Consider the following 24,308-nt stretch of genomic DNA (forward strand, 5'->3'; position numbering starts at 1 on the left):
CCACCGTGCGCCGCACCTCGGATTCTTCCACCGGACCATGACATCAGCCCGGTCCGGCGGGCCGGCACCGGGGGCGTCCGAGCAGGTGCGGAACCGTCCGCGGCGGTCGGCGTCGCCCCGCCGGCACCGAGCGCGGTCTCCGCGCCGTCGGTTCGCCACCTGGCCCGGATTCCGGCACGCCGGTGAGGTTTGTCGGAGGTGGGGCCTAGCGTGGGGCCGACGACACCCGGAGGAGTGTGATGATCGACCATCTGTCCGTCCAGGTCCGCGACGTCGCGGCCAGCGCCGCCTTCTACGACGCCGTGCTCGCCCCGCTCGGCGGCCGGCGGCTGCTGGAGTTCTCCGACGTCGTGGGTTACGGCCGCGAGCGCCCGGAGTTCTGGCTCGGCCCGACGACGAGTCCCGGCACCGCCCGCGAGGCGCACGTGGCGTTCACCGCCGACAGCCGCGCCGCCGTCCGGGCGTTCCGGGACGCGGCCGTGGCGATCGGCGCGGAGGTGCTGCACGAGCCCCGCCTCTGGCCGGAATACCACCCCACCTACTTCGGCGCGTTCGTCCGGGACCCGGACGGCAACAACGTCGAGGCCGTCTGCCACGCCCCGGAGTGAGCGGAGAGGGTCGCATGGAGCAGCGGATCAGTCTGGTCACCCTGGGCGTCGCCGACCTGGGCCGGGCCTCGGCCTTCTACACCCGGTTGGGCTGGCGGGGTCAGGAGGTCGAGGAGACGGTCTTCTTCCAGGCCGGTGGCCTGGCGCTGGTGCTCTGGGGCCGCGACAAGCTGGCCGCCGACGCGGGCGTCGACGAGCCGGGTGGGAGCGGGTTCGGCGGGATCACCCTGGCCCAGAACGTCCGCTCCCGCGCCGAGGTCGACGAGCTGATGGCGGCAGCCGTCGCGGCCGGGGCCGAGGTGACGCGCCCGGCGGCGGAGACGTTCTACGGCGGATACGCGGGCTGCTTCGCCGACCCGGACGGCCACGTCTGGGAGATCGCCTGGAACCCGGGTTTCCCCCTCGCGGCCGACGGCACCCTCACCGTGCCCGACTTCGGCACCACGGGCTGAGCGGGGCGCCGCGCCGGCGCGGTGCTCCGGTCACGAGTCGGTGCGTGGGCAGAGCAGCGGGTCGATCAGCGGCAGCCTGAGCGGGTCCAGGCAGACCGTGAGCAGCCGCGTGTCGGTCGCGGGCGGCGTGGTGGTCGGCTCGGTGTCCGGTGCGGCCGGCGGGGGCGGGCTGCTGCTCGGCGGCGTGGTCGGGTCCGGCGCGGGGCTGGCCGGTGGCGCGGTGGTGGGCGGCGGCGCGGTGGTGGGCGGGGGCGCGGTGGTGGGCGGGGGTGGCGGGGGCCCGGCGGGCACTCCCGGCACGGGCGCCGACCCCGGCGGCGTCACGGCCCCCGGACGGGCGGTGTCGCCGGCCGACGCGGCCACCCCACCGGCTGCCGACCGGTCGGCCGAGCCCGTCGCTCCCGCTGGCGGGACCGACTCGCCGCCGGAGGTGCCTCCCGGCACCGGAGCCGGGCCGGCGAGGGCCGGGCCGGTGGGTGCCGGGCCGGTTGGCGCGGGGGCGAGCGTCGGGAGCACGGCGCCGATCCCCACGGGCGGCTCGACGGTGAGCATGCCGCCCGCCTCGGCGCGGTGACGCGGGATCTCCTCCTCCGACCCGTGCGCGCTGACGGTGAGCGTCGCGAACGCGGCGGCGGCGACCACGGTGGCCACCGCGGTGGCCCGCCGGTCGGGCCGCCGCGCGGTCATCGGCGCCTGCCACGGCTGGACCGGCATCGGCGGCATCGGGCGGTGGCGTTGGTGGGCCGCGATGAGCGTGTCGATCTCCGCGACGACGGCGTCGCGCTCGTCGCGGGCGGCGGCGACGGCGAGGGTGAGGTAGAAGCGGGCGTTCGCGGCGGCGGGCTCGGGCACCCGCAGCCCGCCCAGCCGGCCGGGGCGCCGCGGGTGCAGCAGCGTGAGCGGCACGTCGGGGTGGTGGGCGGGGGCGGCCAGGTCCGCGTACCACCACTCGCGCCGGACCTCGCGCCCGGCGAACGCCACGCGCTGGTTGGTGACGACGGCGACGCCGGCGTCGGCGACCCGCAGGCCCTTCGGGAGCGTACGGCCGGTCGGGGCGTGCGGTCCGACGGTGAGCGCCGGCTGGGGCAGCCCGGGCACGTGCCGGGCCACGGCCTCGACCAGCTCCGCCGTGGGGAGGATCCGGAAGACGAGTTCGTCGCGGTCGAGCTCCACCGGCAGGCCGGTGCGCGGCTCGGTGCAGCCGAGGAAGGTGGCCGCTTCGATCCGCTGCCGGGTGAGTTCGTCGGCGCGCCGGCGCCAGGTGTCGAGTTCGGCGAGGTGGACGCGCCGCCGCCGGTCGTTCTCGCGGTCGGCCCAGGCGACCCGCCAGGTGGGGAGCGCGGTCGCCGGTAGAAGGGTGCCCGGTGATGTGGTGGTCACACGCGGTACAACCGCCCATCAGAGTGACAGGTCACGCACGAGGGATCGATGCTTCCCTTTATTCCGATAAGAGAGATTTGGCCGCCGGGGCTCGTCGCGGCGTCAGGAAATGACCCGTTGGGGGTACGCCTCGACCTCCCGCGCCCACTGCGCGGCCGCCAGATCGAGGGCGTCGGCGGAGACGGTCAGCGGCAGGGCGTACACGGCGCTCAGCGGCCGACGCATCCACGGCGGCAGCGACTCGTGGGAGAACTCGGCGGTCAGCTCCACCCGGCGACGCCGGATGACCCGGGTCCGGAACGCGAGATTCGGCTCGGTGAACCGCAGCACCGCGGGCAGCATCGCGGGGGTCGCCGCCAAGTCGGCCTGGAGGCGCAACCACTCGGCGAGGATGCCCGCCTCGGCCACCGTGAGGCACGGATCGCAGCGGGACCAGGCCTGGCCGTCGGCCGTGCGGGCGTCCGCCTCGATCAGGAGCCAGTCGTCCCACTCCCCCGCCAGTTCGGGATCGGCCGGCGGCTCGACGCCCGGCTGGTAGCCGACCGGCCGGATCCTCAGCCGCGCACCATCGTCGGAGCGTATCTCCATACCTCCCATCATCTCGGACACAGAGTGACTTTGAGGAAGAAATCGGGCGCATGATCGGCTCAGGGCTCCCCGACCGTCTCGGGGTGGCGACTCCGGGGCGGTTACGGGGACATCCCGATGGTCGGGGCGGGACCACGGGACGACGCTGGGGGTATGACTGCCACGACCGCCCGCGTCACCGTCCGCCGTGTGCCCCGGATGCGCGCGGCCGCCGTCGCCGCGCCCCTCCTGCTCCTGTTCTACGGGATCTGCCGGCTGGCCGACGGCCTCGACGGCCACCGTGGGCCGGGCCCGGCGTGGAACATCGGCCACACGTCGTTCCTCCTCTCGATCGTCGCCTTCGCGGTCCTCGCCGTCGAACTGCGCCGGATGCTGCGGACCGAGGCGCCGCGGCTGCGTACGCTCACCGGGGCCGCCACCGTGGCGGCGCTCGCGGGCGCGGCGAGCTTCCTCTGGGTGATCCTCGGCGACCTTTTCTCCGGGTTCGCCGAGGCCGCGCCCCTGCCGGACCCGCTCTTCGCCGTCGGGCCGCTGCTGTTCCAGCTCGGGCTGTTGACGCTGCTCGTCCTGGCCACCACCCTCCGACCCCGCCGGCTGCCGCGCTGGGCTCCACCCCTGGTCCTCGTCGGCTTCGTGGCGCTGGCGGCCAACCTCGACCTGCTCCCGGTCGGCGGTGCGCTCATCTTCGCCGGCCTCCTACCGCTCCGCCCGCAGGCCGAAGCGACAGCTGGCTGACCGGCGTCGTCCGCCCGAGCGGTGGACCGGCATGTGGGTCAGGTCCAGACCGTGCGACGCACGCCGCGGTGCTGCGCGCAGGCCTCCCGGTGGCCGCCGGTCAGGCTCACCGCGCCGTCGCGGCACTGCACGAGGTAGCCCCGGCCGGCCCAGAACTCCTGGGCGCAGTCGAAGTAGTCGCAAATCTCGGCGGCCGGCTTGCGGATCCGGTTCCCGCCGCAGAAGTCGTACCCCATCGGGTTCTCCGGCGCGCCGCACAGCCGCTCCCGGCGGGGCGTCGCGGTCGGCGATGCCGACGTGGGCTTCGGCTTGGGCGTCGAATTCGCCGCCGCCGGGGCGGAGGCGGCCGGGCGCGCCAGCACCGGCGCGGGACCGGGGGTCGGGCCGGCGCTGGAGCCGGGCGTGGCGGCGGCCGCCACCTCCGCGCCGGGGTCGGAGGGCCCGCTCTCGATGAGTGCCGCGGGCACCAGCAGCGCGATGGCCGCGGCCACCGCGACCGTCCGCCGGCCGCCGGGCACCAGCCCGGAGAGCCGAGCCTGGGCCGGGGTCGCGACAGCCGGCCGGAACGGCTTCAGCTCGGCGTGCTCGGCGATCAGGTCGTCGAGCTGGGCGAGCACCGCGGCCCGCTGTTCGATCGCGTCGGCGAAGGCCAGGGTCAGCTTGAACCGGAAGTCGGCCGCCGCCTTGACGGGCAGCATCAGACCGGAGGTCCGGCGGCGGTCGAGCACCTGGATCAGGGTGACCGGCGCCGTCGGGTCGTGGGCCAGGCCGGTCATCTTCCCGTACGACCAGTCGCGCCGGCCGCGACCGCCGAGCAGCACCAGGCGACGGCTGGTGATCACGGCCATGCCGGCGTCGGTGACCCGGACGCCGTCCGGGCGGCGCGCGCGCAGCGGCGTCGCTTCCGGGCCGACGGCCAGGTCAGGCGCGGGCAGGACACCGGTGTGCCGGACCTCGACCAGCTGCGCGGCCGGCCACACCCAGAGCACGGCCTCGTCCGGTGCGAGTTCGAGGGGCAGCCCGGCGCCGGCCGCCGCGGAGCCCTGGAAGTCGGCGGCGAGGGTGCGCAGCCGTCGTAGTTCGTCGTCACGCCGCCGCCAGGCCGCCTCAGCGGCCCGGTAGGTCCGGTGCCGGCGCTCGTTCTGCCGGTGCGCCCACCGGTACCGCCATGTGGAACCCGTCGAATCAGTCCTTGCCATGCCGACTCCTTCGCCGCGCAGGCCACCAACCGGGGTGTCACACGTGTTAACTACGGCGGCGTCCGGCGCGGTCACGCCGCAGTGGACGAATCATCCGATCGGCTGACCAATTCGGACGAGTAGGCGGTTATGCTGCGGCGCTTCGCGATTCGGGGTACAGCGCGCGGTCGCACCGACCCGAGCAGGGCCGATAACGCTGCGTGACGGCTACCTCCCTCGGTAACGTCAGCCGCAGCCGGCCGGGCCGCCGGTCTGTCGAGGGGTGGGAGGGCGATGGCCGGGACACGCGGCGCGCCGCCGGTGGTGCTCGGCGTCGACATCGGGACCACCAGTACGAAGGCCGTCGCGTACGACACGCAGGGACGCCAGCTCGCCACCAACTCGGTCGGCTACCCGCTGGACGAGCCGCAGCCCGGGTACGCCCAGCAGGATCCGCGACGCATCCTGGACGCGGTGCAGGAGTCGATCCGCGCGACCGTGCGCGAGCTCGACCGCCCCGTGGCCGGGCTGTCGTTCAGCACCGCGATGCACAGCCTGATCGGCCTCGACGCCGACGGCCGCCCGCTCACCCCCTCGGTCACCTGGGCCGACTCGCGCGCCAGCCGGCAGGCCGAGCGGCTGCGCGCCGTCCCGTCCGGGCTCGCGCTGCACCGGCGTACCGGCACGCCGATCCACCCGATGGCCCCGCTGCCGAAGCTGCTCTGGTACGCCGAGCAGGAGCCACTGCTCTTCCAGCGGGTCGCCCACTGGGTGGGGATCAAGGACTGGGTGCTGCTGCGGCTCTGCGGGATGCTGGTCACCGACCACTCGGTGGCCTCGGGCACCGGCCTGATGGACATCCACCGGCTGGAGTGGGACGCCGAGGCGCTGGCGATCGCCGGCATCACCGGGGAGAAGCTGCCGCAGCTGGTCGCCACGACCGCCGTGCTGCCCCGGCTCACCACCGACGCCGCGGCCGCCACCGGCCTGCCCGTACGCACGCCGGTGGTGGTCGGTGCCGGCGACGGTCCACTGGCCAACCTCGGGCTCGGGGCGGTGCATCCCGGCATGGTGGCCTGTTCGATCGGCACCAGCGGCGCGATGCGGGTGATGGTCGAACACCCCGGGGTGGACCCGCTCGGGGGCGTGTTCTGTTACGCGCTCACCGAGGACCGCTGGGCGGTCGGCGGCGCGATCAACAACGGTGGCATCGTGCTGCACTGGGCCGGCGACGCGCTCGCGCCGGACCTGGGCGCGCACGCCGAGGACGAGCTGGTCGCCCTGGCCGCCCGCGCGCCCGTGGGCTCCGGTGGGCTCATCATGCTGCCGTACCTGCTCAGCGAGCGGGCGCCGCACTGGAGCGCGCTGCCCCGGGGCGCCTACGTGGGGCTGACCCACGGGCACCGCCGGGAGCACCTGGTCCGCTCGGCCATGGAGGGCGTCTGCCAGCAGCTGGCCCTGGTGCTCGCCTCGGTGCGCTCCGCCGGCAACGAGGTCCGCGACGTCCGGGCCAGCGGCGGGTTCGCCCGCAGCGGCCTGTGGCGCCAGATGCTCGCCGACGCGCTCGGCGTGCCGGTGAGCTTCCCGGCGGGGCACGAGGGGTCCAGCTTCGGAGCGGCGCTGCTCGGCATGCAGGCGCTCGGCCTGATCCCCTCCATCGACGTGGCCGCCGACCTGGTCCGGATCGAGGAGATCATCCGACCCGACCCGGCGGCCGCCGCCACGTACGCGACGCTGCTGCCGCTCTTCGCCGAGCTGTACGACGCGCTGGTGCCCACGTTCACCTCGCTGCGCCGGCTGGCGCCCGGCCTGCCCGCCGAACCGGTGGCGGCCCCACCACCGATGTGACCGGGACGCCTCGCGGCGTCTCGACCGCCGAGATCGCGTAGCGGTGCACCTCGGCGCCGCCGATCGCCACGGCCCGCTCCTCGGCCGGGCCGGCCCCCGGAACGATCCTGGCCCGCAAGATGCTCGACACCGAGGCCGCGATGTGCGGCGAGGAGAACTACACCAGCCCGGACGACGTGGTGGCGCTGCTCGGCGCGGTCTGGGACGCGCAGATCCTCACGCCGGCGTCCCGGGACCTGATGATCGGCTTCATGGCCGAGCAGACCCTGAACACCAAGATCCCGGCCGCGCTGCCGCCCGGCGTGCCGGTGGCCCACAAGACCGGCGACCTGCCGGACGCCTCGCACCACGTCGGCTACTACCTCATCCCCGGCTCCCAGGTCGCCGTCGCCTTCCTCACCTCCGGCCCGATGGCCGGCGGCGACGAGACGGTACGCCGGCTGGCCCGCACCGTCTACGACTACCTCGTCGGGTCCGCCGCGTACGAGGAGTGAGCCGGACGGCCCGGCGGGCGGGATTCGTGTCCCACCCGCCGGGCCGACGTACGTCAGGCGCGGCTGATCGCGTTGGCGTGGATCGCCTCGCTCAGGTACGCGGCCAGGCCGGGCGCGATGTTCTCGTAGTGCGCGGTGAAGCGCTCGTCGGCCAGGTACATGTCGGCCAGCCCGGTGTGGATCTCGTAGGAGCAGTCGTAGAACCAGCGCCCGATGATCTGCCGGTGCTCCTCGGCCAGCTCCATGGCCTCGGGGCTGTCCGCGGGCGCGCCGGAGGACATCACCGCCACGATGCGCCGGCCCCAGTCCTCGTTCTCCTGTTTGAGGCGCAGCCAGTCGTCCCTGCCGTACCGGGCCACCCGCCGGTTCGACTCCCGGTACGCCTCGCTGCCGCCCCACCGCCGCTCCGCCTCGTCGGCGTGCGCCTCCGGGTCGAAGTCCCCGAAGACCTCGAACCGCTCCTCGGGGGTCAGCCGGATGTCCACCTTCTTCGCCTCCAACGCGAACTCGATCGCCGTGACCATCTCCTGCAACCGCTTGATCCGTACCGACAGCAGCTCGTGCTGGCGGCGCAGGTGCGCCGCCGGGTCGGCCGCCGGGTCGTCCAGGATCGCGGCGATCTCCTCCAACGGGAACCCCAACTCCCGGTAGTAGCGGACGAGCTGCAACCGCTCCAGGTCCGCGTCGTCGTAGCGGCGGTAGCCGGTGCTGCTGCGCCCGCTGGGCGAGAGCAGCCCGACTTCGTCGTAGTGGTGCAGCGTCCGCACCGTCACGCCGGCGAGCTTCGCCACCTGACCCACCGTGTACGCCATGGTTCCCTCCCTTCCGGCATCAAGGCTGCGCCCTGCCGTTACGTGAGGGTCAAGCCCGATTGTGGCGGGTCGCCCCCCGGCCACGGGCGGTCAGGACGGTGGCGGAGTGCCCTCCCGGTAGAGGCTGACGAGCACGCCGTGGCGCGGTTCGTCGCCGCCGGCGTCCTCGGCACCCTCGACCAGTTCGAGCAGCGCGGCCCGGAGCCGCTCCGCCTGGGCGGCGGTCAGCCGCAGGTGCCGCAGCTGGAGCAGCGGCTCGTCCGCCGCGGCGGCGATCTCCTCGGCGACGGCGCCGAGCATCGCGGCCGTCGCGCCGGGGTGGCGCGGCGCGACGGAGAACCGCCGCGCGGAGCGCTGGTAGTACTGCTCGGTGCCGCCGCGCACCGGCCGGGTGTGCACGACGCGCACCATGCCGGCGTCCCGGAGCACCTTGAGGTGGTGTGCCACGTTGCCCTTGGCCGACCCGAGCCCCGCCGCGAGCTGGCTGATGGTGGCCGGTCGCTGGCCGAGCGCGAAGAGCAGCCGCTGGCGGAACGGGTGCCCGAGCGCCTTGAACTGCTCGGCGGTGGTGACCTCCAGCAACTCGTCGAGCGGGCGGTCGGGGAGCGCGTCGGCCATGCCAGAAAGTGTCTAATTCTCTTGACGCTTTGTCAATCGGCTGCTCTACTGCTGGGCACCCACGTCCCCGTCAGCAGGAGACCACCATGCGCCAGGCCGAGATCACCGAAGCTGTGGAACGCACCGCGAAACTGGTCGACGAGCACTACGTCTTTCCCGAGGTGGCCGCACGGTTGACCACCCTGCTCACCGGCAACCTCGCCGCCGGCCGGTACGCCGACGCCCCCGACCCGCGGGCGCTCGGCGCGCTGGTCACCGCGGACCTCCAGTCGCTCAACGGCGACCTGCACCTGCGGCTCAAGTACCACGAGGAGGCGCTGCCCGACCGGCAGGAGGATCCGGACGACGACCGGATCGCGCGGCTGGCCGCCGGCACCATGGGCGGCGTGGGTCGGGTGCAGCACCTCGACGGCAACGTCGGGGTGCTGGAGATCCGGCCGCTGCTCTTCCCGCCGCCCCTCGCCGGTGACCAGGTGACCGCGGCGCTGCGGCTGCTCGCCGGCACCGACGCCCTCCTGCTCGACCTGCGGGAGAACGTCGGCGGCAGCCCCGACATGGTGGCTCTCGTCTGCGGCTGGCTGCTCGACGAGCCGACCCTGCTGCACACCATGTACGACCGCGCCGGAGAGCCGGTCCGCCAGTCCTGGAGCGCCGCCTACCTCCCCGGTCCCCGGTACGCCTCCGACAAGCCCGTCTACGTGCTCACCAGCGCCCGGACCTTCTCCGGCGGCGAGGAGCTGGCCTACAACCTCCAGCAGTTCGGCCGGGCCACCGTGGTGGGCGAGCGGACGGCCGGCGGCGCGCACCCGCGGGTCGGCTTCCGGGCGCACGCCCACCTGGAGGTCACCGTGCCGGTGGCCCGCCCGGTCCACCCGGTCAGCGGCACCAACTGGGAGGGCACCGGTGTGACCCCGGACGTCGAGTCACCGGCCGCCGAGGCCCTCGACGTGGCACACCGCGCCGCCCTGTCCCGCCTGCCGACCCAGTCCCGCCTGCCGACGCCGACGGTGCCGGTGGTTTCCTGACGACGAGGGGGCGGTCCGCAGGTGCCCTGACGGTGAGGGCCCGCGCTGGCCGACGCGTCCCGGGCCTTCGACGCGCCCCGGCTGCGCCCGGCACCCGCTCGCGGGCGTCCGCCGGGCCAACGCCTCGACCGGCCCCGGTCCGGCGAACGCCGGGATGTGTGCGAGGCGAACCGCGCGGTGCGCGCGGTGCGACCGGTGCGCGCGGTGCGCGCGGTGCGCGCGGTGCGCGGGCCAGCGGTCTGCGCCTGCGTCACGACCGGCGGGTCAACGGGCCGCCTACGGTCAGCGCTATACCTGAGCGCGTCCTGTCGACCTGCCCCAGAAATGGGGCAGGCGCGCCTGGGGACCGACGACCTGACTGCCCCAGACATGAGGCGCGGCCCGCCTCGGGACCGGGGACCGTGTGCGGCTCGCCTTGATTGACCGTCCGCACCGCCGACGTGTCCCAGACCCGGGGCCCATCCGCACCGCCGACGTGTCCCTGACCTGGGGCCCGTCCGCACCACCGACGTAGCCCAGACCCCGGGGCCCGTCCGCACCGCCGACGTATCCCCGACCTGGGGACCGTCCGCACCACCGACGTATCCCAGACCCCGGGGCCCGTCCGCACCACCGACGTAGCCCAGACCCGGGGCCCGTCCGCACCACCGACGTAGCCCAGACCCGGGGCCCGTCCGCACCACCGACGTAGCCCAGACCCCGGGGCCCGTCCGCACCGCCGACGTGTCCCAGATCTGGGGCAGCTCGACAGCGTGTCAGACCCCTATGAGCGCCCGTCCGCGAGCGCTCCCAATGGGGGCGCGGGCGCGAAGTCGACCCGTTCCCGACCGGCCCGGGGGGGGCGGTCCAAGGCCGCAGGGCCGGCCCGTCATCCAGACCAGGGACGAACGCAAGACCGACCGCCCCGGAGTTGCCCGAGGGACGAACCTCGGGGCGACCGTCCCGGCCCGGGCCACTGACGACCTGAGTCGCGGGGTGCCGCTCAGGCCCACTCTTCGTCGGGGTCGCCGTCCAATCCCGACGAGGCCGGTTCGGGCGCGGCAGGACCGGACGAGGCCGGTTCGGGCGCGGCAGGACCGAGCGCGGCAGGACCGGGCGCGGCCGGTTCGGGGATGGTGGCCGGGGGGCCGCCGTGCGTCCACGGCGTCTCCTCCGGAGCCGGGAACGCGCCGGCGGGCAGGAACGCGTCCGACAGCGTCGTGTAGCAGAGCCGCTCCCCCACCTCCGGGACGCTGCCCGGCGGCGCGGTCAGCCCGCGTCCCATCCCGCCGGAGAGCTCCAGCACCACCTCGGTCTTGCCGTCCGGGGCCGGGGTCAGCAACACCACGCGGGCCTTCTGCTCCGGCCGGGCCGGCGAGTACAGCGTCGCGCCCACCGGTACCAGCACCGGCTCGGTGGTCACCAACTGGATCCGGGGGCGCAGTACCGGCCGCTTGCCGGTGTCGTCGACCCGCTTCGGATCGGCCAGGATCACCTCGCCGACGAACGCCTCACCGGTCAGGCGGTGCTCGGCCATCACCAGCGGATCGTCATAGGCGCGCTGCACCGCGTACGAGGTCAGCGCCCGCTCCAGCCGGTGCAGCCGTACCGCGGCGGCCACCGCGCCGTCCCGTCGGGGCTGCGGCCCGCCGCCCGAGTCGACGTGCTCGGCGTGCGCGGTGAACGCGTCGCGGTCGGCAGCCCAGCGCGCCTCGACCCGGGCACCCGGCGGCAGGCGGCGCAGCAGCCCCACGCCGCGCCACATCAGCTCCCAGGTGGGCGCGAGCTGGTCACGCAGCAGAGCCTCCAGCGTCGCGTACGCCTCGGCGAGCGCCGCCGGGTCGCCCTCCGCCGCGGCGTACGCCTCAATGGCCGGGGCGAGCCGGTGGTTGTCGAAGTCGGGATCGGTGGCCGGCCCGGCCGGCGGGTGGGTGGCCGGGTCCTCGGCCGAGGCGGCCGCCTCGGCGCCGGTGAGCCCCGGCGGCGGGTCGATCCAGCCGAGCAGCGCCGGCAGGTGCAGGTCCTCGACCGCGCTCTGCCCGGTGGCCCAGTGCAGCGTCAACGCGTCGGTCATCGCCACGAGCGCCGACGAGCCGGGATGTTCGGCCCGTTCGGCGAAGAACGTCAACCACCGGCCGAGCAGCGGCACCGACGGGTGCACGGGGTACTCCCCGTCCGGCCGCCGGAACCTCGTGGAGCGGCCGAGCAGGCGCAGGAACGTGATCCCGGCCGGGTTGGGCACCAGCAGCTGCGGCGCGTCGACGTACCGGTACCGCACGTCGCGGCCCCGGTCGACCGGCACCGCCTCGCTCACCGACCGGTGGGCGTCCAGGTGGGGCAGCACGATCGAGGCCAGGTCGGCGGCGAACCGGAAACGCTGATCCCGGTTGCGCGGCTGCGGGACGACGAGCAGCCGCGCCTCGTCCGGCGCCGCCCCGACGAGCGCGGCGAGCGGGGCGTTCGCCTCACCGGCCAGGGCGAGCGGCACGAGCACCAGCGGTCGCTCGTGCAGGTGCAGGTGCCGTACGGTCGCCACCGGCTGGGCCACCCCGGAGGCGACGGCCTGCGCCTTCGCGAGCGCGCGCAGCGTACTCATGCGGGAACGCCCAGGGCGTCGGCGCGCAACCGGGCGGCGGCGCGCAGCAGCGCGGCGGCCTCGGCCTGCTCGGGGTCGGGAGCGCGTTCGCCGCTGGCGAGCGCCGTCACCTCCGCCACGGTGGCGAGCCCACCGAGGGCCTCGCGGACGGGCCGGCCCAGCGCGGCCGTGTGGCCGCCCGCCTCGTGCCGGCAGAAGTACGCCAGCTCGCAGCTGGCCAGGCACTCGGGCGCGTAGCGCGCCTCCACCCGGTGCAGCGCGGCGGTCAGCGCCGCCGGATCGGCGGTCAGGTCGGCGGTGAAGTCCGCCGGCACGGTCGCCAGCAGATCGTCGAGGCGGGCCATCCGGGCCAGTTGGCGGCGCAGCCCCAGGAGTTGCCTGCGCACGTCGAGAAGGCTGGCCACCGGCCGGTTGGTGAAGTCCCTCGGGCAGATCAGCACCACGTCGTGCGACACCAGCTCGGGGTCGAGGCCGCTGTCGGCGAGCAGTTCCCGCAGCGCCAGCACGTACACGGCGGACTGGGTCGCGGCCGCCGACACCTTCGCCGGGTCGGCCTGCCCGTCGATCACCGGAAAAGACTTGATCTCGACCACGTGGAACCGGCCGCCCAGCCGGGCGGCGACCAGGTCCGGTTCCAGGTGCACCCGGCGGCCGGCCACGTCCAGGCCGAGCAGTGGGTGGTCGAAGAGCGCGGCCGGCTGGTCCCGGGCCGTGGGCGCGGCCGCCGTCAACAGCTCCCGCGACCGCGCGTGCCGCTCGGGCAGGTCGTCGTCGGCCCCGAGATCGGTCCAGTCGGCGCGCTCACCGGGCTCGACGCCGAGCCGTTCGGCGACCAGGCGGAGCAGCTCGGCCCCTCCGTCGGCCTTGACCTGCGCCTCGAACGCGTTGCCCCGCGTGATGGCGAAGCGGGACTGGCCGAAGCGGGCCGGGAAGCCGATCCGCTCGGCGAGCCTCGGCTTGTCCACGCCCGCCCCGTCGAGCAACGCCCGCCGCGTGCAACCGGGGTTGCCGGTCAGCGCGGCGATCGTCCGGGCGTTATGCCGGCGGGGCGGGGCCTCGCCCCGGATCGCGGCCAGTCGCTGCTCGCTGCTCGTCATGACCCGCCACGATAGGCGGTCACCGCCGGTCCGGCAGGCAGGGCGCTCCGGCGACGGACCAGCAGCGCGGTCGTCGCGGCGGCGACCAGCGCCAGGCCGGCCATCGTCCAGAGCACCGTGCGCAGGCCGCCGGTGAAACCGGGGTCGGCGAGCCGCCCCGCCGTGGTGCTGGCCAGCACCGCGCCGACCACCGCGATGGCGACCGTCTCGCTGGCCAGGCGCGCCGTGTTGATCATCCCGGCGCCGGTCGCCGCCCGGTTCGCCGCCACGCTGCCGATCGCCATCTGGTCCAGCAATCCGATGGAGAGCCCCACCCCGACGCCGATGGTGAGCAGCGGGCCGGCCAGTGCGGCGGGGCGACTGTCCGGGCCGAGGACCGTGGCCCACGCCGCGCCGACGGCGACCACCGCGACCGACACGACGACCACCAGCGTGGCCGGCACCCGGCGGGTGAGCGCCCCGGTCAGCATCGGGAGCACCAGGGTGGGCGCGGTGAGCAGGATGAGCGTCGCGCCGGCCACGCCGGGCGTCAGACCGACCACCGTGGTGAGGTACGACGGCAGGTAGACCAGCAATGGCACCAGCACCGCGACGATGGTGGCCGCCGCCAGGCAGATGCCGAGGAACCGGTGACTGGCCAGCAGGGCCAGGTCGAACATCGGTTCGGCCCGACGCCGCTCCACCGGCACGAAGAGCCCCAGCAACACGAGCGCGGCGACGAACGCGGCGACGATCCGCGGGTCGGCCCACCCGAACTCCGGGCCCTGCACGAACCCGAAGATGAGCAGCAGCAGCGCCGAGGTGAACGTCACGGTGCCCGGCCAGTCGACGCGTCCCGCCCGGGTGCCGTGGGACTCCGGCAGCAATGGCACGAGGGCGAGCACCACGAGCGCCGCCACCGCCGGCACGGCGAACACGGCCCGCCACCCGAGCGTGTCGATGAGGAGCCCGGCGATCGAGGGACCGAAGGCGAGACCGACGCCGATGGTCGTGCCGAACAGGCTGAACGCGCGGGCCCGGGCACGGCCCTGGAACGCGTCGGCGAGCAGCCCCGAGGCGCTGGTCGCGGCGGCGGCCGCGCCGATGCCGGCCACCGCCCGGAGCACGTCGAGCAGCAGGATGTCGCCGGCCACCGCACCGAGCAGCCCGGCGCCGGCGAAGATCGTCACGCCGGTGGCGAAGACCCGGCGCCGCCCGAGCAGGTCAGCCAGGGCACCGGTGGCCAGCATGAAGCTGGCGAAGGTGGCGTTGTAGCCGTTCACCACCCACTGCACTCCGGCCAGTTCGGCGTGGAGATCGCGGCCGATGTCCGGCAGGGCGACGGAGGCGCCGGTCAGCGACATCGGCAACGACAGGGTGGACAGCAGGACGGCGACCAGCACGATCGCCGGGTGGTTGCGCACACGTTCTCCCGTTCGGACGGCCGCCTCAGCGTAGTTGCGGCAGGTGGGGGCGACGCCCGGCCGGGTGGAAGATCACAGCTCCGAGACGGTCGGGACTAACGGCCGGCCGACCGGTTCCAGGGGGAGCGGGGCAGGGCGGTCCCGGCGCTCGGCCGGCGGACGCGGCGACGCGGACGGCGATCGGGCGTGCAGCGCCGGCCCGCGGTCACCGGGGCGGCGAGCGGTCGCCGCCCGATCAGCCAGCAGAGGAAGCGTGGCACCGGACTCAACCCACCGCGAGGCGCTCGGCCTCGGCCTTGGCGATCTCGTACTGGGCGCCGCAGTACGTGCACTGCTGCGCGTACCGGGTGCGGACGGGGATCAGCGGAAGGAAGAAGAGGGTGAACCGGGTGGACCGGCGGGTGATCACCTGTGCGGCCAGGTTACCGCAGTTGCGGCACACCTGCTGCGCCACACCGGAGCGGTCGACCTTGGTGCGGAGCCCGAAGATGAGGAACATCGCCCGGCAGTACCCCGCACGAGCCCGTTCATCACCCGTCGGTCGTAACCCGACGGCCGTCGACAGGGAACGCCCGACCCCGTGACGGGGTCGGGCGTCCTGGACGCGCCGGTCGAGATCACGCCTCGCCGTTCACCCACCCGTCCCAGTGCTTGTCGCCCTTGTCGTCGCCCCGGGACTCGTCACCCTTGTCCGAACCCCGGTCGTCCTTACCGCCCCGGGACTCGTCGCCCTCGTCCGAGCCCCAGCCTTCCTCGTTCCCGTTCCAGCCGTGGGACTCGTCGCCCTTGTCCGAGCCCCGGCCCTCGTCGTCGCCGTTCCAGCCGCCGTGGGACTCGTCGCCCTCGTCGCCGTTCCAGCCCCGGGACTCGTCGCCCTCGTCGCCGTTCCAGCCCCGGGACTCGTCGCGCTCGTCCCCGCCCCGCGAGCCGTTCTTCTCCTCGCGGTCCTCGTCGGCCTTGATCTGGCCACGGATCTCGCCGTTCGGGTACTTCTTGGTGTGCACGTTGACGTACGTGACACCGGCCTCGATGGCGTCGACGAGCTCGTCGAACTCCTTGGGCTCGATGCCCTGGTCGGCGGGGCCGACGACGTCCTCGGGCTTGATGGTGCCCTTGATCGTGGCCGGCGCCTCGGGGCAGGACTCCACGTCCTTCGACGGGCCGCCCTTGCCGTCCTTGATGTTCGAGCAGAGGAAGACCGCGATCCCACCGCTCTGGTGCCGCCCACCGAAGTGGATGTGCGCCTGCTCGACGTCCTCCAGGTCGTCGTAGCTCAGCCGGTAGGTGATCTCCTGGTGCTTCTCGTCGACCCGGGCCTCGAACCGTCCGCTGCCCGGGGTGGAGATGGTGAGCGGGTCCTCCTGGTAGCCGCTCAGGTCGGCCCGCAGGGTCAGCTTTCTGTCCTTGTGGTGGCGCGAGTCGCCGGAGTCGCCCCGCTGGTCGTGCGACTCACGCTTGTCGCCCGAGTCGTCCTTCCCGTCGCCCATGGCGGCGGTCCCGAGGGCGCCGACCGCCACCGCCGCGCCGGCCGCGATCGTCACGGCCCACAGCCGCGTACGTCCCATCATCACTACTGCTCCCTTCTCGGAATGTCATCCCGAGCCCGGAACCGCGGCGCGATGAGGCCGGCCGCGCCGGACGCGGGCGCGCGAGGGCGCCACGCGTCGGTGGGACACCGGTCAGGAGACTCCGACACGTGCAGCAATTCGCGCCCTATGGTGAAATTGTCCCATGTTCAGGGGATACGCGAACCCTATTCGCTGATCCGACCGTCAGGGACCTTCCACGCCCCGCGGCACCACCCGCGTCGTCCGTGCCGTCCGCACGCCGTACACGGCGAAGCGCCCGATCCCGTCCCCGGCGATCGGGCGCTTCGCGGTGTGGCAGGCGAAACCGGGGCCGTCAGCCGGCCGCGGTCGCCGTCTCGGCCTCGGGCAGCCAGATGGGCTGCCAGTCCGCCACCTCGTGGAAGCGGCGCAGCTCGGCCAACCCGCTGACCGACCCGGCCCAGGCGGCGTACGGCGGGTTCGACTCGTCGAAGCCGCTCTGCACGAAGGTGAGCTTGGTCTTCCCGTCGGTCTCGGCGAGTTCCCAGGTGGTCACGCCCGTGGGGCCCCAGTCGACCGACACCTTCCGGCCCGGCTCCAGGTCGACGACCTTCGCCGCGTAGCCGCTCTCGAAGCCGCCCATGGCGTAGCGACCGCCGACCCACGGCTCGATCCCGATCGGGTAACCGAACCAGGCGCTGGCCTGCTCGGAGTCGGTCAGCGACTCGTACACCTTGGCCATCGGCGCGTTGATGAGCAGCTCGCCCCGGAAGTCGGTCGAGGTGAAGTCGACCTTCGGCAGCAGGGGGGCGCCCTCCAGGTGGGCGGCGAGGTTGGCGATGGACAAACTCCAGTAGGTCTGGAGCACGCCGCGGATGCCGCCGGTGCCGCTGATCGCCTCCTCCAGGTTGAAGTGGCTCTGGCTGAGGGTGAGGATCGTGGTGGTCGGGCTCTCGGCGCGGAGGCTGAACTCGGTGGTCGTCTCCACGCCGTCGAGCAGCCACGCGAAGCGCAGCGTGTCGTCGTCGACGTGCAGCACCCGCTGGTGCGGCGCGTCGCCCTCGGGCGTGTGCCGGCCCCAGAACTCGTAGCGCTTCGGCAGGTCGACCTCGGCGTGCTCGGCCAGCCACACGCGCAGCTCGGCGGGGTCGGTCAGGGCCCGACGGACTGCCTCGACCGGGGCGGCGAGGCGGGCGTGCAGCTTCATCGGTTCACTCACGGTCTTTCCCCTTCGGGTAGCAGGCCACGGCGAGCTTGAACGCGTCTCCCTCGGCGCCGCCGTAGCGGGTGAAAAGGTCCTGCAGCGCGGTCTGCAGGTCGTGCAGGAACTGCTGGCGTTGCTCCGCCGGCACCCGGATCTCGCCGGACACCCCAATGGAGGGCAGCTCGGGCGCGGCACGGTCGAGTGCGGCGATATCGGCCTGGACCTCCTCCATGAGGTCGAGCAGGTAGCTCAGGCTCAGCTCGTCACGCGCGCGGCGGAGCCCGATGCGGCCCACCAGGCGGGGCGAGAGCCAGTAGGACCGGGCGGCCGCCTGGTAGATGCCCTCGGTGATGCCGCGGACCTTGCGCTCGGCGACCAGGTCGACGAGGCCGGCCGCGACCAGTTGCTTGACGTGGTAGTAGACGCGCTGCGGCGTCTGCTCCAGCCGGGCCGCCACCTCGGTGCAGGTGCGCGGCTCGGCCAGCTGCCGCAACACCTCCACGCGTTGCGGCTTGAGCAGGGCCTCGGCCTGCTCGATCTGCTCCAGGTACAGGACGTCTCTCATGGCAAAATCAGTTTGTACGTACAAAACTTGTTTGTCAATGGCGTCGACGAAAGGCCGCGCGTGTCGCGCGGCCTCTCGTCGCGGTCAGGTACGGATCAGGGCAGCCAGTCCGGGCGCAGCGGGTAGCCGTTGCTGCCGTCCGGATTGTTGCGCGTGGCCAGCACCTGGTGCAGCTGGATGTCGTTGCGCTCGAACGCCAGCCGGGAGCCGGCCATGTAGAGGCCCCAGACGCGGGCGGTGCCCGCGCCGACCTCCGAGACGCAGAAGTCCCAGTGCTCCACGAGGTTGCGGCACCAGCCCGCGAGCGTCAGCGCGTAGTGCTGCCGCAGGTTCTCCTCGTGGTGCACCTCCAGGCCGACGTCGTGTATCTCGCTGATCACCCGGCCCGGCCCGGCCAGCTCGCCGTCGGGGAAGACGTACCTGTCGATGAACGCGCCGGAGCGGTGCGGGGCCCGGTTGTCCGCGCGGGTGATGCAGTGGTTGAGCAACCGCCCACCGGGGCGCAGCCGGTCCCGCAGCGCACCGAAGTAGGCCGGGTAGTTGCGCACTCCGATGTGCTCGGTCAGCCCGATCGACGAGACCGCGTCGAACTGCTCGTGCGGCGCGTCCCGGTAGTCCATGTGCCGCACCTCGGCCAGCTCGGACAACCCCTCCCGCTCGATGGCCGCCTGCGCCCACTCGGCCTGCGCCTTGGACAGCGTGACCCCGAGCGCCTTCACGCCGTACTCGCGGGCCGCGTGCCGGACCATGCCGCCCCAGCCGCACCCCACGTCGAGCAGGCGCATCCCCGGCTTGAGCGCCAGCTTGCCGGCCACCAGGTCGTACTTCGACGCCTGCGCCTGCTCCAGCGTGTCGTCCGGAGAGCGGAAGACCGCACAGGTGTACGTCATCGACGGGCCGAGCACCCGCTCGTAGAAGGCGTTCGAGACGTCGTAGTGGTGTGAGATCGCGGAGCTGTCCCGGGCGCGGGAGTGCCGCAGGCCGCCCATCACCCGCTTCCAGCGCGGCTGTGCCTCCTGCGGCGGGGCGGGCGGCGGACGCAGCCGCTCCCAGCCCAACCCGCGCACCAGGTTGAGCGCCTCGCCCAGCGCCGGCATGCGCAGCTTCAGGTCGTCCTTGAGCACCCGGAACGCCTCGTACGGGTCACCCGGGTGCACACCCTCCAGCCCCAGGTCCCCACTGACGTACGCCCGGGCCAGGCCCAGGTCGCCCGGGGCGGTGAGCAGGTACGACAGGCCCCGCTCGGAGCGGACGGCGAGGGTGATGCCGGCGTCCGCCGGACCGACGGCGCTGCCGTCGTAGGCGGTGACCCGCACCGGCAGGTCACCGATGGTCACCGCGCGGACCACGTCCGCCACGGTCGTACGCGGGCGCCGGCCCCCCGCCGGCGGTGTGCTGGGGACGCTCGCGGCCCCCTGGTCTCGGTCGGTCAGGCTCATGCTCGTGCTACCGCCTTCTCGTACAGTCCGGTGAGCCGGTGCTCCGGGTCGTAGCGCTCCCGCACGGCACGCCAGGTGGGCCCGCCGTAGAGGCGCTCGAAGGAGTCCCGGTCGTAGTAGGCGTCGGAGTAGAGCGACTTGTGCCCGCCCATCTCCGACACCACGCGCTCGATCAACCGGTTGACGTCACCGTCGGCGGCGCCCTCGGCGATCGGCACGCTCCCCCAGAAACCGATGTTGACGTAGTCCTGCCCCGGCCGCAGCGGATACAGCGGCCAGGCCCGGGCCGAGCCGGGACCCGCCGGCTCACGCAGTCGCAGTGGGCAGAGCCAGACCGGGGTCATCCCGACGTTCCCCGCGAACCAACGCAGGAAGTCGGCCGTCCGCTCCAGTGGGATCTCCACGTCCTGCACCACCCGTTCCCGGGCGGGCCGGCCGCGCAGCCGGTCGACCCGGGCGGCGACACCGTGCCGGTGCTCCAGCCGGACCAGCCGGTGGTAGACGTCGCTGCGCCGGTAGCGCGCCGGCCAGAGCCGGCGCACCACGGGGTGCTGCACGCCGAAGGCCGCCGAACACCAGAACCAGTCGGTGTCCCAGCGCCACAGATAGTCGTAGGTGGTCAGCGTGTCGCGGACGCGTCGGCGCAGCGACCGGTAGTAGATGTCCTGGCCGGTGTAGTCACTCGGCCGCCCCGCCTCGTCGGTGAACCGGCCCAGCACCAGGTACGCCTCGCCCGGACTGAACATCACCCCGTCCATCACGTCTACCGGCTCCCCCGCCCAGGACCGGCCGGCGGTCACCTCGGCGACCGCGTCGGTGAGCGCCTCCAGGCTGGTGAACCGGATGTTGCGCAGCGCCACGTACCGGCGGACGGGCTGGAGCTCGATGCGCAGCCGGGTGGCGTAGCCGAGGCTGCCCATCGAGTTGGGGAAGGCCGCGTAGAGGTCGGCGTGCTCGTTGTCGGGGCGGACGGTCAGGATCTCGCCGGACCCGGTGAGCACGTCCATCTCGACGACCGACTCGTGCGGCAGGCCGTTGCGGAACGACGTCGACTCGATGCCCAGCCCGGTGACCGCGCCGCCGAGCGTGATGGTGCGCAGCTGCGGCACCACCAGCGGCATCAGGCCGTGCGGCAGGGTCGCGTCGACCAGATCCTCGTAGGTGCACATGCCCTGCACGTCGGCGGTGCGGGCGTCGGGGTCGACCGACAGCACGCCGGTCAGCCCGCTGACGTCGAGACCCGGCCGGTCCACGGTGGCCCGGGGGCGGAACAGGTTCGACGTGCGTTTGGCGAGCCGCACCGGCTCGCCGGGCGGGACGGCGTCGTACGACCGCCGCAGCGCCGCCACCGCACTCTCGTGATCGACCGGTTGATGATCCACACGGACCGCGCACATGTGATCACTGTACGCCCGAAGGCGTCCTCCGCACCGGATGTCCACGTTGGCCTTTTCACACTTCCGGCCAGCTCACCACGCGTTACGGTGCACGGCATGTCGTCACCCGCACTCGCCGCCCTCGACGCCGCCGGTCTGCCCTACCGGGTGATCCGGCACCAGGCGGTGTCCAGCCTCGCGGAGGCCGCGGCCGTACGCGGCGTGGAGGTGCCCGACGTGGTGAAGACGATCGTGGTGCGGCGCGGGCCGGACGACCACCTGTTCGTGCTCACCCCCGGCGGTCGGGTGATCTCCTGGCCGAAGCTGCGCGCCCTGCTCGGCGTCAACCGGATCTCCATGCCGGACGCGGCCACCGCGAAGGCCGTCACCGGCTACGAGCGGGGCACCATCACCCCGTTCGGCGCCACCACCGCCTGGCCGGTGATCGCCGACGAGCGGGTACGCGGGCGGACCATCACGCTCGGCGCGGGCGAGCACGGGGTGGCGGTGGCGGTGGACGCCGACGCGGCGCTCGCCGCGCTGGGCGCGACCGTCGCGGACGTCACCGACCCGGAGCCGGGTCGCTGACGGGTCCGGCGTCCGACGAGCCGGTGACCCGACCCGGTGGTCGCGGCGGAGCGGGCGGCATAGCGTGTAGCGCATGCCGAAAGCCGTCTGGAACGACCTGGTCATCGCCGAGAGCGACGACACCGTCGTGGTCGAGGGAAACCACTACTTCCCCCGCTCCGCCCTGCGCGACGACGTGATCCGCGACTCCGACACCCACACCCGCTGCCCGTGGAAGGGCACCGCCTCCTACTACAGCCTCGAACACGACGGGCGGGCCAGCGCCGACGCGGTCTGGTACTACCCCGACCCGAAGCCGGAGGCGGAGATGGTGCGCGACCGGGTCGCGTTCTGGAAGGACGTCCGGGTCGTCGACTGAGCGCTCGCCCGTCGCCGCCCCTGCGGGCGGCGACGGGCGAGCGTGGGGTCAGCCCCGGTAGCGCCACGCCCTCGCCGCGGCCGGCCCGGCGGCGGCCAGTGCCGGGACCGGCGTGATCCGGGCCGGACGGCGGCGCAGCAGCAGCGACAGACCGGCCGCGCCGATCGCCAGCGCCCCGGCCACGTACCAGGCCAGCGCGTAGTCCCCCAGCCGGTCGCGGACCAGCCCCGCGGCGCTGGCGGCGATCGCGGCGCCGAACTGGTGGGCGGCGAACACCCACCCGAAGACGACCGCCCCGGCGGTGCCGAAGTACTCCCGGCAGAGCGCCACGGTCGGCGGCACCGTGGCCACCCAGTCCAGCCCGTAGAAGATGATGAACACCAGCATGCTCGGCTCGGCCCGGCCCGCGAAGAGGCTCGGCAGCACCAGCAGCGACGCACCCCGCAGCGCGTAGTAGGCGCCGAGCAGCACCCGAGGGTCCACGCGGTCGGTGAGCCAGCCCGAGGCGACGGTGCCCACGATGTCGAAGAGCCCCACGAGCGCCAGCAGGCCGGCGGCGGTCGTCTCCGCCATGCCGTGGTCGTGCGCGGCCGGCACGAAGTGCGTACCGACCAGGCCGTTCGTGGTCGCGCCGCAGATCGCGAAGCCGCCGGCCAGCAGCCAGAACGGCCGGGTCCGGGCGGCCCGGGCGAGCGCGCCGAGCGCGCGGGCGGCCGCCCCGCCGGTCGCCACCGGCGCCGGGGTGACCTCGGTCGCACCGTAGGCCGGCAGGCCGAGATCCGCCGGGTGCTCGCGCAGCAGCCACACCACCAGCGGTACGACGGCGAGCGCGGCACCGGCCACGACGAGCGCCGCCGCCCGCCAGCCGTGGTCCCGCACCAACAGGGCGAGCAGCGGCAGGAACACGAGCTGCCCGGCGGCCCCGCCGGCGGTCAGCACCCCGGTGACCAGGCCACGGCGGCTGACGAACCAGCGCCCGGTGACGGTCGCCACGAAGGCCAGCGCCATCGAGCCGGTGCCGAGCCCGACGAGGACGCCCCAGCAGAGGACGAGCTGCCAGCTCGCCGTCATGAACACGGTCAGTCCGCTGCCCGCCGCGACCAGCAGCAGTGCCGCGGCGACCACCCGCCGGATGCCGAACCGGTCCATCAGCGCGGCGGCGAACGGCGCGGTGAGCCCGTAGAGGAGCAGGTTGACCGAGACCGCGGCCGAGATGGTGGCCAGCGGCCAGCGGAACTCGGCGTGCAGCGGGTGCAGCAGCACCGACGGGGTGGCGCGGAAGCCGGCCGCGCCCACCAGGGCGACGAAGGCGACGGCGGCGACGATCCAGGCGGGGTGTGGGCGGCGTGTGGTCACGCTACGAGTCTCGGGAGCGGCGAGCCCGGCGACGAGTGGCCGGAAAGCCATGATGCGCAATAATCGGGCCATGGCCCGTCCCCAGCACCGGATCGCCGTGCTCGCCCTCGACCATGTCGTCGGTCTCGACCTCGGCACCCCCGCCCAGGTCTTCGGCACCGCCCGGGACCCCGACGGCCGGCGGTGGTACCGGGTCGAGGTCTGCACCCCCGACCGGCGGCCGATCCGCGCCAGCGGCGGCTACCAGGTGCTCCCCGAGCACGGGCTGGAGCTGCTGGAGAGCGCCGACACGGTGATCGTCCCGGGCATCCACGGCGGGCCGGCCCTGACCGACGGCACGATCGACCCGCAGGTGCGCGCCGCGCTGCGCGACGCGTACGACCGGGGCGCCCGGATCATGTCGATCTGCACCGGCGCGTTCGTGCTCGCCGCGGCCGGACTCCTCGACGGGCGCCGGGCCACCACCCACTGGGCCCACGCCGACGAATTCCGCCGGCTGCACCCGGCCGTCGACCTCGACCCCGACGTGCTCTTCATCGACGACGACCGGGTCCTCACCTCGGCCGGGGTCGCGGCCGGCATCGACCTCTGCCTGCACGTCATCCGCACCGACCACGGCAGCGAGGTCGCCAACCAGGCGGCCCGGCGCTGCGTGGTCCCGCCGTGGCGGGAGGGCGGCCAGGCCCAGTACATCGAGCGCCCGGTGCCGAAGGTGGCCGACACCAGCACCGCGCCCGCCCGGGAGTGGGCCCGGCAGCGGCTGCACGAGCCGGTCAACCTGCGCGACATGGCCGAGCGGTCACGGATGAGCGTCCGCACCTTCACCCGGCGGTTCCGCTCCGAGACCGGGCTCAGCCCGGCGCAGTGGCTGCTCCAGCAGCGCACCGAGCATGCCCGGCTGCTCCTGGAGACCACCGACCTCACCATCGACCAGGTGGCCCGCCGCGCCGGCTTCGGCACCGCCGCCGCGCTGCGTCAGCAACTGCACCAGCGGGTGGGGGTGGCGCCGTCGACCTACCGCCGCACCTTCCGCCGCACCCCCTGATCCCCTCGCGGGGGCGG

General features: G+C 74.1%; 24 protein-coding genes. 9 read left to right on the plus strand and 15 right to left on the minus strand.

Annotated elements, in window-relative coordinates:
• The first annotated feature begins 239 nt into the window (after nt 1–239).
• Both SM573_RS04595 and SM573_RS04600 read left to right on the plus strand, forming a co-directional pair.
• The gene (locus SM573_RS04595) at nt 240–608 is read left to right on the plus strand and encodes a VOC family protein (RefSeq protein ID WP_474611907.1); all 369 of its coding nucleotides are present in this window, start codon (nt 240–242) and stop codon (nt 606–608) included.
• Nucleotides 609–622: 14 nt separating this feature from the next.
• A complete protein-coding gene (locus SM573_RS04600; RefSeq protein WP_474615544.1) occupies nt 623–1,060 on the plus strand; it encodes a VOC family protein in 438 nt (145 codons plus the stop codon).
• Between the two features lie 30 nt (nt 1,061–1,090).
• Here SM573_RS04600 and SM573_RS04605 read toward each other — a convergent pair whose 3' ends face one another.
• Both SM573_RS04605 and SM573_RS04610 read right to left on the minus strand, forming a co-directional pair.
• The gene (locus tag SM573_RS04605; protein WP_474615545.1) at nt 1,091–2,440 is read right to left on the minus strand and encodes a hypothetical protein; all 1,350 of its coding nucleotides are present in this window, start codon (nt 2,438–2,440) and stop codon (nt 1,091–1,093) included.
• A gap of 102 nt (nt 2,441–2,542) precedes the next feature.
• The gene (locus SM573_RS04610) at nt 2,543–3,028 is read right to left on the minus strand and encodes a WapI family immunity protein (RefSeq protein WP_474611904.1); all 486 of its coding nucleotides are present in this window, start codon (nt 3,026–3,028) and stop codon (nt 2,543–2,545) included.
• A gap of 153 nt (nt 3,029–3,181) precedes the next feature.
• Between SM573_RS04610 and SM573_RS04615 the strand changes: the two genes are divergently transcribed.
• Entirely contained in the window at nt 3,182–3,763 is a 582-nt protein-coding gene (locus SM573_RS04615) for a hypothetical protein (RefSeq protein WP_474615546.1), read from the plus strand.
• A gap of 38 nt (nt 3,764–3,801) precedes the next feature.
• On the opposite strand, the gene SM573_RS04620 is transcribed toward SM573_RS04615, so the two are convergent.
• On the minus strand, nt 3,802–4,962 hold the full coding sequence (locus SM573_RS04620) for a hypothetical protein (protein WP_474611902.1): 1,161 nt from the start codon (nt 4,960–4,962) through the stop codon (nt 3,802–3,804).
• A gap of 273 nt (nt 4,963–5,235) precedes the next feature.
• Between SM573_RS04620 and SM573_RS04625 the strand changes: the two genes are divergently transcribed.
• Together SM573_RS04625 and SM573_RS04630 are read left to right on the plus strand one after the other, a co-directional pair.
• The gene (locus tag SM573_RS04625; protein ID WP_474611901.1) at nt 5,236–6,789 is read left to right on the plus strand and encodes a gluconokinase; all 1,554 of its coding nucleotides are present in this window, start codon (nt 5,236–5,238) and stop codon (nt 6,787–6,789) included.
• A gap of 107 nt (nt 6,790–6,896) precedes the next feature.
• The gene (locus SM573_RS04630; RefSeq protein WP_474615735.1) at nt 6,897–7,283 is read left to right on the plus strand and encodes a serine hydrolase; all 387 of its coding nucleotides are present in this window, start codon (nt 6,897–6,899) and stop codon (nt 7,281–7,283) included.
• 53 nt (nt 7,284–7,336) lie between these two features.
• Here the strand turns inward: SM573_RS04630 and SM573_RS04635 are convergent, their stop codons facing one another.
• Both SM573_RS04635 and SM573_RS04640 read right to left on the minus strand, forming a co-directional pair.
• A complete protein-coding gene (locus SM573_RS04635) occupies nt 7,337–8,095 on the minus strand; it encodes a MerR family transcriptional regulator (protein ID WP_474615547.1) in 759 nt (252 codons plus the stop codon).
• Nucleotides 8,096–8,185: 90 nt separating this feature from the next.
• Nucleotides 8,186–8,713 carry an ArsR/SmtB family transcription factor gene (locus SM573_RS04640; RefSeq protein ID WP_474611898.1) on the minus strand — a complete coding sequence of 176 codons (528 nt, stop codon included), beginning with the start codon at nt 8,711–8,713 and terminating at the stop codon, nt 8,186–8,188.
• Between the two features lie 86 nt (nt 8,714–8,799).
• Between SM573_RS04640 and SM573_RS04645 the strand changes: the two genes are divergently transcribed.
• Nucleotides 8,800–9,738, plus strand: coding sequence for a S41 family peptidase (locus tag SM573_RS04645; RefSeq protein ID WP_474615548.1), 939 nt, complete (start codon nt 8,800–8,802; stop codon nt 9,736–9,738).
• Nucleotides 9,739–10,720: 982 nt separating this feature from the next.
• Here SM573_RS04645 and SM573_RS04650 read toward each other — a convergent pair.
• From SM573_RS04650 to SM573_RS04690, 9 genes are all read right to left on the minus strand, one after another.
• The gene (locus SM573_RS04650; protein WP_474615549.1) at nt 10,721–12,313 is read right to left on the minus strand and encodes a hypothetical protein; all 1,593 of its coding nucleotides are present in this window, start codon (nt 12,311–12,313) and stop codon (nt 10,721–10,723) included.
• Nucleotides 12,310–13,410 (minus strand): hypothetical protein, encoded by a 1,101-nt coding sequence (locus SM573_RS04655; RefSeq protein ID WP_474615550.1) that lies wholly within the window; start codon nt 13,408–13,410, stop codon nt 12,310–12,312. The genes SM573_RS04650 and SM573_RS04655 overlap by 4 nt, the downstream gene beginning before the upstream one ends.
• Complete coding sequence (locus SM573_RS04660; RefSeq protein WP_474611894.1) at nt 13,407–14,813, minus strand: MFS transporter; 1,407 nt, start codon at nt 14,811–14,813, stop codon at nt 13,407–13,409. The genes SM573_RS04655 and SM573_RS04660 overlap by 4 nt, the downstream gene beginning before the upstream one ends.
• 265 nt (nt 14,814–15,078) lie before the next feature.
• Nucleotides 15,079–15,312, minus strand: a complete 234-nt coding sequence (locus SM573_RS04665; protein WP_474611893.1) for a zinc-ribbon domain-containing protein — start codon at nt 15,310–15,312, stop codon at nt 15,079–15,081.
• A 118-nt stretch (nt 15,313–15,430) separates the two neighbouring features.
• Entirely contained in the window at nt 15,431–16,381 is a 951-nt protein-coding gene (locus SM573_RS04670) for a CHRD domain-containing protein (protein ID WP_474615551.1), read from the minus strand.
• Nucleotides 16,382–16,715: 334 nt separating this feature from the next.
• Nucleotides 16,716–17,579, minus strand: coding sequence for an SRPBCC domain-containing protein (locus tag SM573_RS04675; protein WP_474615552.1), 864 nt, complete (start codon nt 17,577–17,579; stop codon nt 16,716–16,718).
• On the minus strand, nt 17,572–18,129 hold the full coding sequence (locus SM573_RS04680; protein ID WP_474615553.1) for a helix-turn-helix domain-containing protein: 558 nt from the start codon (nt 18,127–18,129) through the stop codon (nt 17,572–17,574). Before SM573_RS04680 ends, SM573_RS04675 begins: the two co-directional genes overlap by 8 nt.
• Nucleotides 18,130–18,224: 95 nt before the next feature.
• Nucleotides 18,225–19,568: a class I SAM-dependent methyltransferase gene (locus tag SM573_RS04685; RefSeq protein ID WP_474611889.1), complete on the minus strand. Its 1,344-nt coding sequence runs from the start codon at nt 19,566–19,568 to the stop codon at nt 18,225–18,227.
• Nucleotides 19,565–20,965: an FAD-binding oxidoreductase gene (locus SM573_RS04690; RefSeq protein WP_474611888.1), complete on the minus strand. Its 1,401-nt coding sequence runs from the start codon at nt 20,963–20,965 to the stop codon at nt 19,565–19,567. Before SM573_RS04690 ends, SM573_RS04685 begins: the two co-directional genes overlap by 4 nt.
• Nucleotides 20,966–21,061: 96 nt before the next feature.
• Here SM573_RS04690 and SM573_RS04695 point away from each other — a divergent pair, with 96 nt between their 5' ends.
• Both SM573_RS04695 and SM573_RS04700 read left to right on the plus strand, forming a co-directional pair.
• Nucleotides 21,062–21,532, plus strand: coding sequence for an aminoacyl-tRNA deacylase (locus SM573_RS04695; protein ID WP_474611887.1), 471 nt, complete (start codon nt 21,062–21,064; stop codon nt 21,530–21,532).
• Nucleotides 21,533–21,605: 73 nt separating this feature from the next.
• A complete protein-coding gene (locus SM573_RS04700) occupies nt 21,606–21,890 on the plus strand; it encodes a DUF427 domain-containing protein (protein WP_474611886.1) in 285 nt (94 codons plus the stop codon).
• 48 nt (nt 21,891–21,938) lie between these two features.
• On the opposite strand, the gene SM573_RS04705 is transcribed toward SM573_RS04700, so the two are convergent.
• Nucleotides 21,939–23,246 carry an MFS transporter gene (locus SM573_RS04705; protein ID WP_474611885.1) on the minus strand — a complete coding sequence of 436 codons (1,308 nt, stop codon included), beginning with the start codon at nt 23,244–23,246 and terminating at the stop codon, nt 21,939–21,941.
• A 52-nt stretch (nt 23,247–23,298) separates the two neighbouring features.
• Here SM573_RS04705 and SM573_RS04710 point away from each other — a divergent pair, with 52 nt between their 5' ends.
• Complete coding sequence (locus SM573_RS04710; RefSeq protein WP_474615554.1) at nt 23,299–24,291, plus strand: GlxA family transcriptional regulator; 993 nt, start codon at nt 23,299–23,301, stop codon at nt 24,289–24,291.
• Nucleotides 24,292–24,308 lie beyond the last annotated feature (17 nt).

Source organism: Micromonospora xinjiangensis (assembly GCF_056150165.1).

Coding starts and splice junctions, on each gene's coding strand:
- SM573_RS04700 (WP_474611886.1), top strand. CDS start 21,606: ATGCCGAAAGCCGTCTGGAACGACCTGGTCATCGCCGAGAGCGACGAC.
- SM573_RS04615 (WP_474615546.1), top strand. CDS start 3,182: ATGACTGCCACGACCGCCCGCGTCACCGTCCGCCGTGTGCCCCGGATG.
- SM573_RS04610 (WP_474611904.1), bottom strand. CDS start 3,028: ATGGAGATACGCTCCGACGATGGTGCGCGGCTGAGGATCCGGCCGGTC.
- SM573_RS04625 (WP_474611901.1), top strand. CDS start 5,236: ATGGCCGGGACACGCGGCGCGCCGCCGGTGGTGCTCGGCGTCGACATC.
- SM573_RS04655 (WP_474615550.1), bottom strand. CDS start 13,410: ATGACGAGCAGCGAGCAGCGACTGGCCGCGATCCGGGGCGAGGCCCCG.
- SM573_RS04710 (WP_474615554.1), top strand. CDS start 23,299: ATGCGCAATAATCGGGCCATGGCCCGTCCCCAGCACCGGATCGCCGTG.
- SM573_RS04695 (WP_474611887.1), top strand. CDS start 21,062: ATGTCGTCACCCGCACTCGCCGCCCTCGACGCCGCCGGTCTGCCCTAC.
- SM573_RS04635 (WP_474615547.1), bottom strand. CDS start 8,095: ATGGCGTACACGGTGGGTCAGGTGGCGAAGCTCGCCGGCGTGACGGTG.
- SM573_RS04600 (WP_474615544.1), top strand. CDS start 623: ATGGAGCAGCGGATCAGTCTGGTCACCCTGGGCGTCGCCGACCTGGGC.
- SM573_RS04665 (WP_474611893.1), bottom strand. CDS start 15,312: ATGTTCCTCATCTTCGGGCTCCGCACCAAGGTCGACCGCTCCGGTGTG.
- SM573_RS04650 (WP_474615549.1), bottom strand. CDS start 12,313: ATGAGTACGCTGCGCGCGCTCGCGAAGGCGCAGGCCGTCGCCTCCGGG.
- SM573_RS04690 (WP_474611888.1), bottom strand. CDS start 20,965: ATGTGCGCGGTCCGTGTGGATCATCAACCGGTCGATCACGAGAGTGCG.
- SM573_RS04670 (WP_474615551.1), bottom strand. CDS start 16,381: ATGATGGGACGTACGCGGCTGTGGGCCGTGACGATCGCGGCCGGCGCG.
- SM573_RS04685 (WP_474611889.1), bottom strand. CDS start 19,568: ATGAGCCTGACCGACCGAGACCAGGGGGCCGCGAGCGTCCCCAGCACA.
- SM573_RS04645 (WP_474615548.1), top strand. CDS start 8,800: ATGCGCCAGGCCGAGATCACCGAAGCTGTGGAACGCACCGCGAAACTG.
- SM573_RS04680 (WP_474615553.1), bottom strand. CDS start 18,129: ATGAGAGACGTCCTGTACCTGGAGCAGATCGAGCAGGCCGAGGCCCTG.
- SM573_RS04595 (WP_474611907.1), top strand. CDS start 240: ATGATCGACCATCTGTCCGTCCAGGTCCGCGACGTCGCGGCCAGCGCC.
- SM573_RS04620 (WP_474611902.1), bottom strand. CDS start 4,962: ATGGCAAGGACTGATTCGACGGGTTCCACATGGCGGTACCGGTGGGCG.
- SM573_RS04640 (WP_474611898.1), bottom strand. CDS start 8,713: ATGGCCGACGCGCTCCCCGACCGCCCGCTCGACGAGTTGCTGGAGGTC.